Annotated in this window: 13 protein-coding genes; 7 read left to right on the top strand and 6 right to left on the bottom strand. The window is 72.4% G+C overall.

The features are described from left to right. Nucleotides 1-435: 435 nt before the first annotated feature. Both Dsi01nite_RS49900 and Dsi01nite_RS49895 read right to left on the bottom strand, forming a co-directional pair. Nucleotides 436-2754: an ABC transporter permease gene (locus Dsi01nite_RS49900; RefSeq protein ID WP_203853539.1), complete on the bottom strand. Its 2319-nt coding sequence runs from the start codon at nucleotides 2752-2754 to the stop codon at nucleotides 436-438. A gap of 252 nt (nucleotides 2755-3006) precedes the next feature. Then, complete coding sequence (locus Dsi01nite_RS49895) at nucleotides 3007-3708, bottom strand: ABC transporter ATP-binding protein (protein WP_203853538.1); 702 nt, start codon at nucleotides 3706-3708, stop codon at nucleotides 3007-3009. Nucleotides 3709-3910: 202 nt separating this feature from the next. Between Dsi01nite_RS49895 and Dsi01nite_RS49890 the strand changes: the two genes are divergently transcribed. The 4 genes from Dsi01nite_RS49890 to Dsi01nite_RS49875 are packed head-to-tail and all read left to right on the top strand — an operon-like array spanning nucleotide 3911 to nucleotide 7175. After that, nucleotides 3911-4732 (top strand): sensor histidine kinase, encoded by an 822-nt coding sequence (locus Dsi01nite_RS49890; protein ID WP_203853537.1) that lies wholly within the window; start codon nucleotides 3911-3913, stop codon nucleotides 4730-4732. A 16-nt stretch (nucleotides 4733-4748) separates the two neighbouring features. Next, a complete protein-coding gene (locus Dsi01nite_RS49885) occupies nucleotides 4749-5426 on the top strand; it encodes a response regulator (protein WP_203853536.1) in 678 nt (225 codons plus the stop codon). Nucleotides 5427-5481: 55 nt separating this feature from the next. Next, nucleotides 5482-6345, top strand: a complete 864-nt coding sequence (locus tag Dsi01nite_RS49880; protein WP_203853535.1) for an SDR family oxidoreductase — start codon at nucleotides 5482-5484, stop codon at nucleotides 6343-6345. A gap of 5 nt (nucleotides 6346-6350) precedes the next feature. Beyond that, a complete protein-coding gene (locus tag Dsi01nite_RS49875) occupies nucleotides 6351-7175 on the top strand; it encodes a helix-turn-helix transcriptional regulator (protein ID WP_203853534.1) in 825 nt (274 codons plus the stop codon). 29 nt (nucleotides 7176-7204) lie between these two features. On the opposite strand, the gene Dsi01nite_RS49870 is transcribed toward Dsi01nite_RS49875, so the two are convergent. The 3 genes from Dsi01nite_RS49870 to Dsi01nite_RS49860 form a co-directional block, all read right to left on the bottom strand. Further along, a complete protein-coding gene (locus tag Dsi01nite_RS49870) occupies nucleotides 7205-9124 on the bottom strand; it encodes an RICIN domain-containing protein (protein WP_203853533.1) in 1920 nt (639 codons plus the stop codon). A gap of 64 nt (nucleotides 9125-9188) precedes the next feature. Next, nucleotides 9189-11108: a discoidin domain-containing protein gene (locus tag Dsi01nite_RS49865; RefSeq protein ID WP_203853532.1), complete on the bottom strand. Its 1920-nt coding sequence runs from the start codon at nucleotides 11106-11108 to the stop codon at nucleotides 9189-9191. A gap of 187 nt (nucleotides 11109-11295) precedes the next feature. After that, a complete protein-coding gene (locus Dsi01nite_RS49860) occupies nucleotides 11296-11589 on the bottom strand; it encodes a metal-sensitive transcriptional regulator (RefSeq protein ID WP_203853531.1) in 294 nt (97 codons plus the stop codon). 95 nt (nucleotides 11590-11684) lie between these two features. Between Dsi01nite_RS49860 and Dsi01nite_RS49855 the strand changes: the two genes are divergently transcribed. From Dsi01nite_RS49855 to Dsi01nite_RS49845, 3 genes are read left to right on the top strand one after another with little or no spacing between them, the layout of a single operon-like run. Beyond that, the gene (locus Dsi01nite_RS49855; RefSeq protein WP_203853530.1) at nucleotides 11685-11900 is read left to right on the top strand and encodes a heavy-metal-associated domain-containing protein; all 216 of its coding nucleotides are present in this window, start codon (nucleotides 11685-11687) and stop codon (nucleotides 11898-11900) included. Continuing rightward, on the top strand, nucleotides 11897-12763 hold the full coding sequence (locus Dsi01nite_RS49850) for a DUF8832 domain-containing protein (RefSeq protein ID WP_203853529.1): 867 nt from the start codon (nucleotides 11897-11899) through the stop codon (nucleotides 12761-12763). Before Dsi01nite_RS49855 ends, Dsi01nite_RS49850 begins: the two co-directional genes overlap by 4 nt. Next, nucleotides 12750-14915 carry a heavy metal translocating P-type ATPase gene (locus tag Dsi01nite_RS49845; protein ID WP_203853528.1) on the top strand — a complete coding sequence of 722 codons (2166 nt, stop codon included), beginning with the start codon at nucleotides 12750-12752 and terminating at the stop codon, nucleotides 14913-14915. The genes Dsi01nite_RS49850 and Dsi01nite_RS49845 overlap by 14 nt, the downstream gene beginning before the upstream one ends. Here Dsi01nite_RS49845 and Dsi01nite_RS49840 read toward each other — a convergent pair. Next, nucleotides 14899-15537, bottom strand: coding sequence for a PadR family transcriptional regulator (locus Dsi01nite_RS49840; protein WP_203853527.1), 639 nt, complete (start codon nucleotides 15535-15537; stop codon nucleotides 14899-14901). The genes Dsi01nite_RS49845 and Dsi01nite_RS49840 overlap by 17 nt on opposite strands. Nucleotides 15538-15555: the final 18 nt, after the last annotated feature.

The raw sequence follows: 15555 nt of genomic DNA, 5'->3' as shown, positions 1-15555 counted from the left end.
ACGACCCGTGCCGTGGTCGCGGTGACGCCAAGCCAGGTCCACGCTCGCACGGTCCAGGTCTGTCGAGGTCATCATTCGGTGCTACGACACCGCTTTTGGCAAAAACGAAAACCATCGATCACTGGACTGGTCGGTACCAGGGCTCCGAAAACAGAAGCCTTGAACTACCTGGTGGATTACCCCCGTTGGAACACCAGCGATCCACCAGGTACCGAGAAAGCACCGGGTTGTTCGACGAGACGGTGTGGCACCACCGAATGACGACCTCGACGTACCTTGATCTGTCGAGTGCGGGCCTGGCTTGGCATCACCGCAACCACGGCACGGACCGGGACCACGCCACCCTGTCGCACGGACGCGTCAGCGGCCGGCGGAGCCATCAAGTCCGCCGGCGTGTGGGCGGATATTTGCAGGACATGACGCCACCACCTGCGGTCACTCGGTACGCAGCACCTCCGCGATGGTGAGCCGAGCGGCCGCGCGAGCCGGGACCAGTGCGCCGAGGACCGCGATCACGGCGCCGGTGACGGCCAGGAGCAACAGCATCCCCGGCTGCCACACGTCGAGCAGCGCGCGAGGGACGTCGACCTTCGCCGCGCTGGTGGCCAGCGGCACGACGAACCGGTGGGCCAGCACACCCACGGGGACGCCGACCAGCCCGCCGAGCAGGCCCAGGCCGGCCATCGACGTCACCGTCATCACGACCACCTGTCGCGGCGTCATACCGATCGACTTGAGCATGCCGAGGTCGCGGCGGCGCTCGCGGACGTTGAGCAGCACGGTGTTGAGGACGCTCAGCGCGGCCACCACGCCGAGCATCAGCGACAGTGTGGTCGACAGGCTGATCATCGAGACGGTGAACGTGTTGACGCCCGCGTTGTCCCAGGCGTTGAGGCCGGGGTCGGCCGCGCGGACCGACGCGAGATACGCGGGGATGCCGGTGCCGGGGGTGACGGCGATCTGGAACATCACGTCGTGGTTGGCGATCGGCTCCTGCGGGTCCAGCCGTTGCAGGGTCTCCCAGGCGGTGAGCAGGCCGGGGTCGCCGATCGAGGCGCTCATCGTCTCGCCGACGACGGTCACCTCGGTGCGGTGGCCGTCGAGTTCGAGCGTGAGCCGGTCGCCGATGTGGATGCCCCGCTCGTGCAGCAGCGCCGACGGCACGACGACCTCGCCGGCGCCGCGCAGCCAGCGGCCCTCGACGAGCGCTTCCTTGAACCCGACCTCGTCGCGGTCGCCGCGCAGGAAGACCACCCGGATGGCTCGGGCCTGCCCGACGACGGCGACCTCCTTGTCGAGCACGGCGGTGACGTGCCGGGTGCCGGGCAGGGACCGCAGCAGCCGCTCGATGTCCTCGTCGGAGCGGGTTGTCGTGCCCTGCTGGAACTCCGGGTTCAGCGCCCGGACCGCGATCGGCGCGGTCTCGTTGCGGTCGGCGATGCTGGAGTACCGCGCGACGGTGGTGGCGAGACCGCCGGAGAACGTCACCGTCGTCACGCCGAGCACGACCGCGGCCACGGTCAGGGCGGTGCGGGCCGGCCGGGCGAAGGGCAGCCCGAGCCCGAGGCTCACCGACCGGGGCAGCCGGGCCCCGCTCAGCCACCGCTGCGCCCGCAGGCCCCGGCCGCTGCGGGGGGCGCTACCGGCGCTGATCGCCTCGGCGGCCGGGAGCCGGCGGGCCCGCAGCGCCGGCAGCAGCGCGGCGAGCAGCACCACGACCAGGATGCCGGCGGCCGCCGTGACCTGCACCCCGAGGCCGTTGCCGACGTCACCGTGGAAGCCGAGGCCCTGGAAGGCGTTGGACAGCAGTGGGCGGGCCGCGTATTCGCCGGCGACGCTGCCGAGCACCGCACCGACGACCGCCGGGACGGAGACCATCGTCAGGTAGACCGCGACGACCTGGACCGGGGTGAAGCCGAGGGCCTTGAGGACGCCGATGTGCCGGTAGCCGGAGACGACGGCCCCGCTGACGACGTTGGCGACGACCAGGACGGCGACGAGCAGTCCGAGGATCCCGAAGACGATGAGGAACGGCACGTAGGCGCCCGGGCCGGCCGCCACCGCCTCCTTGATCACCAGGTAGGAGCTGGTGGCGAGCAGCCCGCTGGAGGGCAGTGCGGCGGTGAACGCGTCGACGGTGGGTGCGGCGGGTTCGCCGCGCAGGCGGTACAGCACCTCGACCGCGGTCGGGTGCAGCTGCGCCATCTGCGCGGGGGCGACCCATGCGTCGGCGGTGCGGCTGACGCTGTATCCGAAACCGACCACCGTGAGCGCGGTGCCGTCACGCAGGTGCATGACGGTGCCGACCTGCGACGGCGGGTGGTAGCCGGCCGCGGGCGGCAGGTCCGCGATCACGACCTCGCCCGGTGCGGTCGCCCAGCGGCCGTCCCACACCTCGACCCGGTCGACCGGCCCGGCGGGGTCGGCGCGCCCGACGACGGTCAGCGAGTCGGGCAGGTAGATCATGCCCGTGTCCGTCGGCGCGGGCAGCACCACCTGCTCGAACGGCCCGGCGACCGCCACGGCGCCGGGCGGCGCGGTGGTGGGCCCGGCGGCGCCCGGCTCGTAGACGGCGACCACGTGGGCGCCGGCCTGGTCGTTGAAGACCTGCTCGAACGGCGCCGTCGACGCGACCAGCAGCCGCAGCGCGACCACGAGCGTGGCCGCCGAGAACAGCACGACAATGCCGATGACGACGGTCTGCAGCTTGCGCCGCCGCACCGCGGCCCGGGCGGCCCGCCACACCGCGCTCATGCCGACACCTCCGCTACGCCCCGGCGCCGGCCCGCGCCTGCGCTGAGCCCCTGGATCGCGGCCCCTCCGCTACGCTCCGAACCGCTCATGCCGACACCCCCGCTACGCTCCGGCGCCGGCCCGCGCCTGCACTGAGCCCCTGGATCGCGGCCCCTCCGCCACGCTCCGAACCGCTCATGCCGACACCCCCGCTGCAGCATGCCGACACCGGAACGCAGTGACGGGAACGGTGTGAACCAAACTCCGGGCCGCTCACAGCGTGCGCTCCAGGCTGCGCTCGCCGACGATGCGGCCGTCGGCGACGGAGACGACCCGGTTGGCGCAGCGCTCCGCGAGGCGCTCGTCGTGGGTGACCAGCAGCAGTGTCTGGCCGATCTGGTTGAGGTCGAGCAGCAGGTCCATCACCTGCTCGCCGGCGTGACTGTCCAGCGCGCCGGTCGGCTCGTCGGCGAGCAGCAGCGCCGGGCGGTTCATCAGCGCGCGGGCGACCGCGACCCGCTGCCGCTCGCCGCCGCTGAGCACCGCCGGGTAGGCGTTGCGCCGGTCGGCGATGCCGAGCTCGTCGAGCAGCTCCAGGGCACGCCGCCGGGCCTGGCCCGCGGAGACGCCGGTGAGCTGGGCGGCGAGCGCCACGTTTTCCAGGGCGGGCAGGTCGTCCAGGAGGTTGAAGAACTGGAAGATCATGCCGATCCGCTTGCGGCGGAAGAGGGCCAGCCCGGTCTCGGTGAGCCGGCTGAGGTCCTCGTCGTGCACGACGACGTCGCCGGCGCTCGGCCGGTCCAGGCCGGCGATCATGTTGAGCAGCGTCGACTTGCCGCAGCCCGACGGGCCCATGACGGCGACGGCCTCGCCCGCCCGGATCTGCAGCGACACGCCGTCCAGCGCCATGGTGTCGCCGTATTCCTTGCGCACCCCGTCGAGCCGCACCACCACACGTCCCTCGTCCACGCTCATCCCAGGGACTCCACGCTCATACCAAGAAGCTCCACGCTCATACCAAGAAGCTCCACGCTCATACCAAGAAACTCCGCGCTCATACCCAAGAACGTAGGGCCGGTCACGGCGTCGGCGCGTCGTTCCCCAGATCCACTCACGGCGGGCAAACGTCATCCCGTGGGAGTACGCGACGCGGGAAGCCGTCTGCGAAGGTTGGCAGATGTGGACCTCCGCAGTGCTCGGCGTCGCGCTCGCGGCCGCGTGCGTCGTGGCCGCCGGGCTGGCGCTGGCGCTGCGGCGCGGCCGGCGCCGGCACACGCAGGCGCTCGGCGAGCGCGGCTGGCTGCTGGAGCGGGAGCGGGAGCTGGCCGCGCGGGCCGCGGTCGACGCGGAGCGGGCCAGGATCGCCCGGGAGCTGCACGACATCGTCAGCCACACGGTCAGCGTGATGGTCGTGCAGGCGTCCGCGGCCCGGGAGGTGCTGACCACGATGCCCGGCGAGGCGTCGACCGCGCTGCGTGCCGTGGAGGACGCGGGCCGGGGCGCGCTGACGGAGCTGCGGCACCTGCTGGGCCTGCTCGCCCCGGGCACCGCCGGCGGGGACGATCCGGAGGACGGCGGCGACGCCCTGGAGCCGCAGCCCAGCCTGCACCGGCTGTCGGCGCTGGTGGACCGGGTCGCGTTCGCCGGGCTGCCGGTCGAGGTCCGGATCTCCGGCGAGCCGCGGCCGTTGCCCGCCGGGGTGGACCTGACCGCGTACCGGATCGTGCAGGAGGCCCTGACCAACGCCCTGAAGCACGGCGACGGCGGCAAGGCCGAGGTGACGGTCCGCTACGCCGAGCGATCCCTGCGCGTCGAGGTCCTCAACTCCGGGCCGAGCACGCTGAAGGCCGACCCGCCCAGCCGGCCGAAGGGGACCGCCGGGCGCGGGCTCGCCGGCCTGCGGGCCAGGGTCGCGGTCTACGGCGGCGACCTCGACGCCAGGCGAAGGCTCGGCGGCGGCTACCGCGTCCGCGCCCGCATCCCCCTGGACCCGCCATGAGCCCTGGGGGCCCGCCATGAACGAAGTACGGCCCACGGTCCTCATCGTGGACGACCAGGAGCTGATCCGGACCGGGTTCCGGCTCATCCTGACCGCCCGCGGCATCGACGTGATCGGGGAGGCCGCGGACGGTGCGCAGGCGGTCGAGGCCGCCCAGCGGCTGCGCCCCGACGTGGTCCTGATGGACATCCGGATGCCGGTCATGGACGGCCTGGAGGCGACCCGGCGGATCCTGGAGCTGCTGCCCGACTGCAGGGTGCTGATGCTGACCACGTTCGACCTGGACCGGTACGTGTACGCCGCGCTCCGCCTCGGGGCGAGCGGGTTCCTGCTCAAGGACGTGACCGCCGACCACCTCGCCGGCGCGGTCCGCCTCGTCGGCACCGGCGACGCGCTGCTCGCCCCGTCCATCACCCGCCGCCTGGTGGAGCGTTTCGCGGCGCAGGACGAGCCGGCGAAGGCGCCCCAGCCGACCGGCGAGGCCCTCGCCCCGCTGACGCCCCGCGAGCGGGAGGTGCTCGCCCTGATGGGCCGCGGCCGGTCCAACGCCGAGCTCGCCGCCGACCTGTTCCTCAGCGAGGCCACCGTGAAGACCCACGTGGCCCGCATCTTCGCCAAGCTCGCGTTGCGGGACCGGGCGCAGGCGGTGGTGGTGGCGTATGAGACCGGCCTGGTCACACCCGGGGACAAGTAGTCCCCGGATGAGCTGAGCCTTCATCCACCCGGCCGCCGGCGCGACGCTGGACGGCATGACCCTCGATCTCACCGTCCCGGACCTGACCGGCAGGCTCGCGATCGTCACCGGCGCCAGCGACGGCCTCGGCCGGGCAATCGCCGGGCGGCTCGCCGCCGCCGGTGCCGAGCTCCTCCTGCCGGTGCGGGACCTCGCCAAGGCCGAACGGACCCTCGCGCACGTGCCCGCCAAGACGCTGCGACGGGCCGACCTCGCGTCGCTGGACGATGTGCGAGCGTTCGCCGAGCGCGTCGACCGGCCCGTCCACCTGCTGGTGAACAACGCGGGTGTCATGGCGCCGCCGGCGAGGCAGACCTCCCGCGACGGGCTGGAGCTGCAGTTCGCCACGAACCATCTGAGCCACTTCGCGCTCGTGCACCACCTGCTGCCGAGACTGCGGGAAGGCCGGGCGAGGGTCACGTCGGTGGTCAGCTTCGGCGCGCGCGACGGCCGGATCGCCTGGGGCGACCTGCAGAGCGAGCGCGGCTACCGGCCGATGCGCGCCTACAACCAGTCGAAGCTCGCGCAGCTGCTGTTCGCGCTGGAGCTCGACCGGCGCAGCACCGGCGAGGGCTGGGGCATCACGAGCAACGCCGCCCACCCCGGCCTCGCCTCGACCAACCTGCAGGCGGCGACGCCGCTGGACCGCTGGTTCAAGCGCCTGTCGCGGGCCGGGATCCTGGTGCAGACCGCCGACCGGGGCGCCCGGCCGGCCCTGTACGCGGCGACCAGCCCGCACGCGCGGGGCGGCGGCCTCTACGGTCCGGGCGGTCTCGCGCACCTCGCGGGCGCGCCGGTGGAGCAGCGGCTGTACCGCAGCGCCCGGGACCCGCGGGACGCCGAACAGGTGTGGGCCGTCAGCGAGAAGCTCCTAGGCTGAGCGGCATGGACCGGGCACAGTTGGCGGCCTTCCTGCGCACCCGGCGGGAGGCTCTGCAGCCGGAGGACGTCGGGCTGCCCCGCGGCCCGCGCCGCCGCACCGGCGGCCTGCGGCGGGAGGAGATCGCCGCGCTGTGCGGCATGTCGGCTGACTACTACGGCCGCATCGAGCAGCAGCGCGGCCCGAACCCGTCGGAGCAGATGCTCGCCGCCCTGGCCCGCGGCCTGCGGCTGACCGTGGAGGAGCGGGACCACCTGTTCCGGCTCGGCGGTCACCTGGCGCCGCACCGCTTCGCCCGCGCCGACCACGTCAACCCGGGCATGATGCGGATCCTGGACCGGCTCGACGACACCCCGGCACAGGTGATGAACTCGCTCGGCGAGACCCTCGTGCAGACCCGCCTCGCGGTCGCGCTGTTCGGCGACGAGACGGCGTTCGAGGGCCCGGCCCGCAGCGTCGTGCACCGCTGGTTCACCGATCCTACGTCCAGGAAGGTGTATCCGGAGGAGGACCACCCCACGCACGCGCGGGTGTTCACGGCGCTGCTGCGGGAGGCGTACACCCGCGAAGGCCGAAACGGCAGGGCCGCGACCCTCGTCGGATCGCTGCTGACGGCCAGCCCCGAGTTCGCCACGGCCTGGGCGGCGCACGACGTCGGGGCGCGCCACACGGAGCTGAAACGGATAGCGCATCCGGAGCTCGGCGTCCTGGAGCTGTACTGCCAGACGCTGCTCGACCCGGACCAGTCGCAGGCACTGCTGGTGTTCACCGCGGTCCCAGGCACCGACAGTGCGGAGAAGCTGGCCCTGCTGCGGGTCATCGCCGCATAACACAGCGACGACGACCCGCAGCAAAGCGATCAGCCCACGGCGACCAGGCGGAACGACTGTGCCACGCCGCCGGTGCAGGCCCACTGCTGCAACAGCCCGCCGTCGGCCGTGGAGACGTCCCGGACGTCCAGGCACTTGGCGCTGTTGCGGGCGGTGAACCGGAACGCGCCACCGCTCAGCGAGGCCGGCAGCCACTGCTGGTTGGTGCCGCCGCCGTAGCCCCACAGGTGGACCTGGGCGCCGTCACCGGTCGCGCCGGCGCCGCCGTTGACGTCCCAGACGAGGTTCGGCGCGAACCGGTTGACGACCTGGTAGTAGCCGTTGCTGGTGGGCCGGAACTGCCACTGCTGGTTGGTCGCGGCCGCGGCGCCGCACGTCCACTGCTGCAACGCGGTGCCGTTGGCGGTGCCCCAGCCGGCGTCGTCGAGGCACTTGCCGCTGTTGGTGTTGATCACCTGGTACCACTTGCTGGGGTCGATCGAGGTCGCCGGCGGCTGCGACGTGACGGGCGGCTGCGACGTCGGGGTGACCGGGCCGCCGGGCCAGGTGAAGGTCGCCATGGAGCCGCCCGGCAGGTTGTAGCCGAACGACGAGCCGCCGAAGGACACCTGGAAGTTCTGGGCGCCGCCGGAGTTCACCGCGACGAGGACGATCGAGCCGTCGGGGTTGCGGAAGGCCACGTTCTCGATGCCGCCCTGCCCGTAGCCGGTCGACTCGATGCGGACCGCGCCGGGCTTGACGAACTTCGCGAGGTGCCCGAGGACGTAGTACTCGGCGTTGTACGTGATGCTGCCGCCGTTGACGGTGACCACGCCCATGCAGTTGGTGCAGCTGCCGATGACGGGGCCGTGCGACGGGTTGAGCGCCAGGTTCCAGGTCGTGACGGTCTTCGCCCAGTTGCGGGTGGCGCCGATGGCGAGGTTGCGGCCCTGCCACAGCAGCGAGTCGGCGAAGGTGTTGCCCGACTCGACGCCGGAGCACTCGGTGAAGAAGATGTCCTTGTTCGGGTACGCGTTGCGCACCGTGCTCTGCCCGCTCGGGTCGCCGCCGTAGCAGTGCCACGCGGTGCCGGCCGTGTTGTTGCCGGTGGCGGCGAGGACCTGCTGCGGGAATGATGTGTTGTCCCAGTTGTGGTCCCAGGCGAGGATCTTCGTGCCGAGCCCGGCCGCGGACAGCTTCGGCGCGAGGTTGTTGATGATCGCCGCCTGCTGCGACGGCGACATCAGCATGCCGGGGTAGCCGGGCGGGGAGAACTGCGGCTCGTTCTGGACGCTGAGGTACTGCACCGGCACGCCGGCCGCCTGGTACGCCTGGACGGACTTGACCAGGTAGTTGGCGAACGTGGCCTCGTAGCTGGTGCTCAGCGAGCCGCCGACCAGGTTGTTGTTGGTCTTCATCCAGGCCGGGGCGCTCCACGGCACGACCATCGTGGACAGCGACGGGTTCAGCGACCGGGCCTGGGTCAGCAGCGGCAGGATGTACGCCTGGTCGTGCGCGACCGAGAACCGGGTCAGGTTCGGGTCGGCGGCGCCGTCGTCGTAGGTGTAGAAGTTCAGCGAGAAGTCCGACGCGCCCAGCGGCTGGCGCAGGAAGCTCAGGCCGATCCCGCTGGACGGGTTGAACAGCGCGTTCATGACGGTGTTGCGGGCCGAGGAGTTGTAGATCAGGTTCGCGGACGAGTCGGTGAACGACGCGCCGAAGCCGACCATCGACTGGTAGGTCGTGTTCGGGTTGACGGTGATCGTCGAGCCGCTGCCGGCGGTGCCGAACGCGACGTCGGCCTTCCTGGTCAGCTGGTTCGCGCGGTCCGGTGTGGTCAGCCAGACGCTGGCGTTGGTGGCGGCGAGGGCGGGCGACGCCTGGGTGACCACGTACGCGGTGCCGGCGGCGAGCAGCGCGCCGGCGGCGCACGTCGCCAGGAGGCGTTTCCTGGAGCCGGGGTGTGTCATGCGGGGTCCCTTCTGGGGGTTGGGAAAGACAGGCGGGGCGGGCGGGCCCCGCCTGTCCCCGGGGTTATGCGTAGAGGCGCAGGTCGGCGAGGCTCCACCAGCTGCCGCTCGTGCCCGTGTTCGTCACCCGCAGGTAGCGGGCGCGGGCCTTGACGTCGACGTTGGTGAGCTGGCCGGTGCCCTGCCCCGACGCGACCACGCGCCAGGAGGTGCCGTCGTCGCTGACGGCGAGCTCCCAGGAGCGCGCGTAGTCGCCGATGCTGCCGCCGCTGTCGATCGCGACGCGGCGGAAGCGCTGCGAACCGCCGAGGTCGACCTGCAGGTACTGGCCGGGCTCCTGGGCCTGGCCGGCGGACCAGCGGGTCGAGGCGTCCTCGTCCACGGCGAGCTTCGCGTCGGCGGACGCGGGCAGCGACGTGGCGGTGGCACCCCGCAGCGGCAGCAGCCGCAGCCCGTCGTCGAGCACCCGGTTGCGGGGCCAGGTGAACGTGGCGAGGGAGCCGCCGGGCAGCGTGTAGTCGAACGTGCGGCCGCCGGCGGCGACGGTGAACGTCCGGGGGTCGTCGTTCTCGTTGTGCACGACCAGCGCCGTCGAGCCGTCGGGGTTGCGGAACGCGACGTCCATGATCTGGCCGTTCCAGCCCGTGGTGCCGAACGAGGTGCTGGCGATCCGGACCGCGCCGGGCTTCACGAACCGCGACAGGTGCCCGATCGTGTAGTACTCGGCGTTGGTGGTGAAGGTGCCGTCCGGCTGCACCGTGATCAGCCCGGTGCAGGTGTCGCAGCCGCCGAGGTGCGGACCGCCGGTCGAGTCGAGGGCGATGTTCCAGTTGACCGCCGACTTCGCCCAGTTGCGGGTCGTGCCGATCGCGATGGTGCGGGCGTGCCACTTCAGGGTGTCGCGGAAGAACTGCGCCGGCGGGTCGGCGGCGCCGTGCGAGCCGGAGCACTCGGTGAACCAGATGCCCTTGGCCGGGAACGCGTCGTGCAGGGCGGTCTGCGCGGACGGGTCGCCGTAGTAGCAGTGGTACGCGGTCCCGGCGAGCCACTTGCCGGCCGGGCTCCGCAGGAGCTGGTACGGGTAGTCGGTCTCCGGGTCCTGCCCCGGCGGGACGTTGACCACGTCGTTGGGGTGGGTCTGCCAGTTGTGGTCGTACCCGATGATCTTCGTGCGGGGGCTGAAGATCCGCAGCAGCGGGCCGAGGATCTCGATGACCTTCGCCTCCTGGGCGACCCGCATGGCGGTGGTCGGGTAGCCGTTGGCACCGCCGTTCTGCGGCTCGTTCTGCACCGTGACGTAGTCGACCGGCACACCCGCGGCGGCGTAGGCGAGGACGAAGCGGGTCAGGTAGGCGGCGTAGGCGGCGTAGATCTTCGGGTCGTCGATGAGCGAGCCGGCGACCAGCGAGTCGTTGGTCTTCATCCACGCCGGCGGGCTCCACGGCGTCGCCATGATCTTCAGCTGCGGGTTGAGCTGCTTCGCCCGGCGCAGCAGCGGCAGGATCTGCTGCTGGTCACGGGCGATGCTGAACTTCGACAGCGTCCAGTCCTTCTGCCCCGGCGGCACGTCGTCGAGTGAGTAGTGGCTGCTCGCGGCGGTGAAGTCGGACGAGCCGATCGGCTGGCGCAGGAAGCTCACGCCGTCACCCGTGGCCGGGTCGAACAGGGCGCGCATGGCCTTCTCCCGCTCGGCGGGACTCAGCCGGTAGAGCACGGCGGCGGAGGAGTCGGTGATCGACGCCCCGAAGCCGTCCATGGTCTGGTACTCGCGGCTCGGGTCCACCGTGACCGTGGGGTTCGGGTTCCCGCTGACCGGCCGGCCGAACGCGACCGGGGCCCGCTCGTGCATGAGCTCGGCGCCGTCGACGGTCGTCACCCACACCCGCGCGGACACGGACTCGGCCGCCTGCGCCTCGGTGAACCCTGTGAGTCCCACGGCAACGGCGGCACCGATCGCCACCAGCCGTAACACCTGTCGTGTCATCGCTGTCTCTCCCGGAGATCCGGATGTAACAAATGAAACATGAATGTAACGAAGCGGAGGACAGCACAGCATCGGCCCCCACCGATTGTCAAGACCACCTCAGGTGGTTGACCTATACCGGTGAGGGCCGTGGGACTGGCAGGACGACTACCAGATGAAACGGGCGATGAAACAGAAAGGAGCGTGGTCAGCCGCGGCGCAACAGGCGGCCGACGGCGGCCATCATCTCGGTCGCCATCTCCTCGCCCTTGCCGTCCTCGGCGCCGTGCTGCATGCAGTGCCGGGTGTGGCCGTCGAGCAGGCCGAGGGCGACCTTGTCGAGGGCCGCCTGGATCGCGCTGATCTGGGTCAGCACGTCGATGCAGTAGCGGTCCTCGTCGACCATCTTCTCCACGCCGCGGACCTGGCCCTCGATGCGGCGCAGCCGGCTCTGGAGCTGATCCTTCGTCGCGGTGTATCCGCGGGGCGTGGCGGTGGTCATGCCAGCCATCCTAGCGCACACCCCCCGGGGGTATGCTAGGTTCGCCGGAGTACCCATGGGGGGTATCCGTATCCAGCGTTGTTGAAGGAGCCGACATGGCCAGCACGACCTACGCCGTCAAGGGGATGACCTGCGGGCACTGCGTGCAGGCGGTGACCGCCGAGGTCGGCAAGGTGGCCGGGGTGACCGCGGTCCAGGTCGACCTGGAGTCCGGCGCGGTGACCGTGACCAGCGACGGTCCCGCCGACGAGCCGGCCGTCCGGGCCGCCGTCGACGAGGCCGGCTACGAAGTCGTCGGCAGCCGAGCATGAACGCCCGGGTGCGGCTCGGGGTGTTCGCGGCCGTCCTCGCCGTGGTGTTCGGGGCGGCCTTCGGGGTGGGGCGGCTGGTCGGGCCCGACGCCGTCGCCGAGAGCCCCCCGGCCGGCGGCAGCCACGCCGGGGAGGGCGGCCATGGCGGCGAACCGTCCGGCGAGGGCCACTCCGGGAGCGGTCACGGCGTGGATCCGTCCGGCACGGGCTCCTATGCGATCAGGCTCGATCCGTACACCTCCGGCAGCCTGAGCTTCAAGGTCATCGGACCGGACGGTCGGGTCGTCACGGCATTCGACCCGGTGCACGAGAAGCCGCTGCATCTCATCGTGGTGCGGCGGGACCTCTCCGGGTTCCAGCACGTGCATCCCGACCTGGCCGCGGACGGGACGTGGCGGGTGCCGCTCGCGCTCACCGACGGCGGGCCGTGGCGGGCCTACGCGGACTTCACCGCGACCGGCGGGCCGGCCACCGTCCTCGCGACGGATCTCGACGTTCCCGGCGCGCAGCACCCGGCGCCACTGCCGGCACCGGTCACGACGGCCGTCGTCGACGGCTACACGGTGCGGCTCGACCTGCACGACGGGGTGACCTTCGGCGTCTCGCTCGACGGGCGGCCGGTGACCGACCTGCAGCCGTATCTCGGCGCGGCCGGGCACCTGGTGGCGATCGCCCAGCAGGACCTCGCCTACCTGCACGTCCACCCGACGGCGCCGGCGACCCGCGGGCCCGACGTGGGGTTCGCGGTCGAGGGCGCGGCGTCCGGCACCCACCGGCTCTACTTCCAGTTCCGGCACCGCGACGTCGTGCACACGGCGGAGTTCACCGTGACCGGGATCGGGGGCGGGCATGCCCACAACTGAGCTCACGATCGGCGGGATGACCTGCGCGGCGTGCGCGGCCCGGATCGAGAAGAAGCTGAACCGGCTCGACGGTGTCTCGGCGAGTGTCAACTACGCCACGGAGAAGGCGCGGGTGGTGTTCCCGCCGTCGCTGGTCGTCGCGGATCTGATCGCCACGGTGGAGCAGACCGGGTATTCGGTGGTCCCGGCCGCAGCATCCGAAACTTCGGATGCCGCGGATCCGCTCGACGCCGCCCGGCAGCGGCTGCTCGTCAGCGCCGCGCTCGCCGTGCCGGTGATCCTCCTGGCGATGGTGCCGGCGTGGCAGTTCGAGTCGTGGCAGTGGGCGTCGCTCACCCTCGCCGCGCCGGTCGTGGTGTGGGGCGCCTGGCCGTTCCACGTCGCGGCGCTGCGCAACCTGCGCCACGGCGAGGCCAGCATGGACACGCTGGTCTCGGTCGGCACCCTCGCCGCGTTCCTCTGGTCGCTCTACGCGCTGTTCATCGGCGACGCCGGCATGCCCGGGATGCGCCACCCGTTCGAGTTCACCGTCTCCCGCGGAGCCGGCGCCGACGCCATCTACCTGGAGGTGGCCGCCGGGGTGACGGTGTTCATCCTCGCCGGCCGCTACTTCGAGGCGCGGGCCAAACGCCGGGCCGGGGGCGCCCTGCGCGCGCTGCTGTCCCTGGGTGCCAAGGATGCCGCGGTGCTGGCGGCGGACGGCGCCGAACACCGCGTCCCGGTCGAGCAGCTGGCGCCCGGCGACCGGGTCGTCGTCCGGCCGGGCGAGAAGGTCGCCGCCGACGGGGTCGTGCTCGACGGCACGTCCGCGGTCGACGTCAGCATGCTCACCGGCGAGCCCGTGCCGGTCGACGTCGGGCCCGGCGACGCGGTCGTCGGCGGCTGCCTCAACACCGCCGGGCGGCTCGTCGTCCAGGTCAGCCGCACCGGCGCCGACACCCAGCTGGCCCAGATGGCGCGGCTGGTCGAGGAGGCGCAGAGCGGCAAGGCCGACGTGCAGCGCCTCGCCGACCGGATCGCCGCCGTCTTCGTGCCGATCGTGATCACCCTGGCCGTTGCCACGCTCGGATTCTGGCTCGGCACCGGTGGCACGGCGGCGGCCGCGTTCACCGCCGCGGTCGCGGTGCTGATCATCGCCTGCCCCTGCGCGCTCGGGCTGGCGACCCCGACGGCGCTGCTCGTCGGCACCGGCCGCGGCGCCCAGCTCGGCATCCTGATCCGCGGCCCGGAGGTCCTCGAGTCGACCCGGCGCGTCGACACCGTGCTGCTCGACAAGACCGGCACCGTGACCACCGGCCGGATGTCCGTCCTCGACGTGCGCGGCCACGCGGACACGCTGCGCCTCGCCGCCGCCGTCGAGCACGCCTCCGAGCACCCGATCGCCCGGGCGATCGCGGCCGCGGTGCCGGACCGGCCCGCCGTGGCATCGTTCACCAGCCACGCCGGGCACGGCGTCAGCGGCATCGTCGAGGACCGCACGATCTGGGTCGGCCGGCCGTCGTTCCTGGCCGCGCAGGGGCTGACGCCGCTGGACCTTCCTCCCTCTTCAGCGACTGTCGTGGGAGTCGGTTGGGACGGAGCCGTCCAGGGGTTCATCCTGGTCGGCGACACGATCAAGCCGTCGTCTTCTGATGCGGTACGCCGGATGCGTGACCTCGGGCTGCGCCCCGTGCTGCTCACCGGTGACGCCTCGCCCGTCGCCCTCGCGGTCGCCGCTGAGGTCGGCATCGAGGCCGGCGACGTGATCGCGGAGGTGCTACCGGCCGGGAAGCTCGACGTCGTGCGGCGCCTCCAGGGCGAGGGCCGGGTCGTGGCGATGGTCGGCGACGGGGTCAACGACGCCGCCGCGCTCGCCCAGGCGGATCTGGGCCTGTCGATGGGCACCGGCACCGACGCGGCCATCGAGGCGAGCGACCTCACGCTGGTCCGCGGCGAGCTGACCGCGGTGCCCGACGCGATCCGGCTGTCCAGACGCACCCTCGGCACGATCAAGGGCAACCTGTTCTGGGCGTTCGCCTACAACCTGGCCGCGGTGCCGCTGGCGGCGGCGGGGCTGCTCAACCCGATGATCGCCGGTGGGGCGATGGCGTTGAGCTCGGCGTTCGTGGTCGCGAACAGTTTGCGCCTGCGGCGCTTCACGGCGCTTCACTGACGGGGTCCCGGCCTTCGGCCTGGGCTTGGTGTTGGCCTTCGCCTAGGCCTTGATCGTTGCTTTCGCCGGTGCTGACCGCGTCTTCGCCGTCTTCGCCGTCCTCGCCGTCCTCGCCGTCTTTGCTGATCGCGGCGAGGAAGCGTTCGGCGGCGGCGGCGTTCTCGTAGCGCCAGGTCAGCAGGATGCGGCCGAAGCCGGTCTCGGCGTCGCGCTGCCGCTCGATCGCGGCCCGCACCCTCGTCACCGTCTCCCGCTGGGCGGCGACGAGGGGGCCGGCCGGCAGGTCCCGGCGCAGCCGGAGGGCGAGCTTGACCAGCAGCTCCGAGCGCATGTCCCGGACGTGCCCGACGGGCCGCTCCAGCCACTCCCCCACCGCCTGCGCGCCGGCCGGGGTGCTGGTCAGGATCGACCGCCGCGGCCCACGGTGGCCGGCCTCGGAGCTCTGCACGCGGACCAGGTCGAGGGCGCCGAGGCGGTCGAGCGACCGGTACACGATCGGCCGCGGCACGTGCCAGGCCCGCCCGACCGCACCGTCCTCGGCGGTCAGCGCGGCGATCGCGAACCCGTGCGTCGGCCCCTCGTCGACCACGGTGAGGACGATCCATTCGGCCAGCGACAGCACGCCCTTGAGCGTACGTGC

Origin of the sequence: Dactylosporangium siamense (genome assembly GCF_016862795.1) — a bacterium.
Taxonomy (GTDB): Bacteria; Actinomycetota; Actinomycetes; order Mycobacteriales; family Micromonosporaceae; genus Dactylosporangium; species Dactylosporangium siamense.
Note: the sequence above shows the minus strand (reverse complement) of the source record. Positions and strands in the feature narration are given on the sequence as shown.

Excerpts from the sequence above, each read along its gene's own strand:
- Dsi01nite_RS49895 (WP_203853538.1), bottom strand. The coding sequence starts at position 3,708 with ATGAGCGTGGACGAGGGACGTGTGGTGGTGCGGCTCGACGGGGTGCGC.
- Dsi01nite_RS49890 (WP_203853537.1), top strand. The coding sequence starts at position 3,911 with ATGTGGACCTCCGCAGTGCTCGGCGTCGCGCTCGCGGCCGCGTGCGTC.
- Dsi01nite_RS49885 (WP_203853536.1), top strand. The coding sequence starts at position 4,749 with ATGAACGAAGTACGGCCCACGGTCCTCATCGTGGACGACCAGGAGCTG.
- Dsi01nite_RS49870 (WP_203853533.1), bottom strand. The coding sequence starts at position 9,124 with ATGACACACCCCGGCTCCAGGAAACGCCTCCTGGCGACGTGCGCCGCC.
- Dsi01nite_RS49880 (WP_203853535.1), top strand. The coding sequence starts at position 5,482 with ATGACCCTCGATCTCACCGTCCCGGACCTGACCGGCAGGCTCGCGATC.
- Dsi01nite_RS49845 (WP_203853528.1), top strand. The coding sequence starts at position 12,750 with ATGCCCACAACTGAGCTCACGATCGGCGGGATGACCTGCGCGGCGTGC.
- Dsi01nite_RS49850 (WP_203853529.1), top strand. The coding sequence starts at position 11,897 with ATGAACGCCCGGGTGCGGCTCGGGGTGTTCGCGGCCGTCCTCGCCGTG.
- Dsi01nite_RS49865 (WP_203853532.1), bottom strand. The coding sequence starts at position 11,108 with ATGACACGACAGGTGTTACGGCTGGTGGCGATCGGTGCCGCCGTTGCC.
- Dsi01nite_RS49855 (WP_203853530.1), top strand. The coding sequence starts at position 11,685 with ATGGCCAGCACGACCTACGCCGTCAAGGGGATGACCTGCGGGCACTGC.
- Dsi01nite_RS49860 (WP_203853531.1), bottom strand. The coding sequence starts at position 11,589 with ATGACCACCGCCACGCCCCGCGGATACACCGCGACGAAGGATCAGCTC.
- Dsi01nite_RS49900 (WP_203853539.1), bottom strand. The coding sequence starts at position 2,754 with ATGAGCGCGGTGTGGCGGGCCGCCCGGGCCGCGGTGCGGCGGCGCAAG.
- Dsi01nite_RS49875 (WP_203853534.1), top strand. The coding sequence starts at position 6,351 with ATGGACCGGGCACAGTTGGCGGCCTTCCTGCGCACCCGGCGGGAGGCT.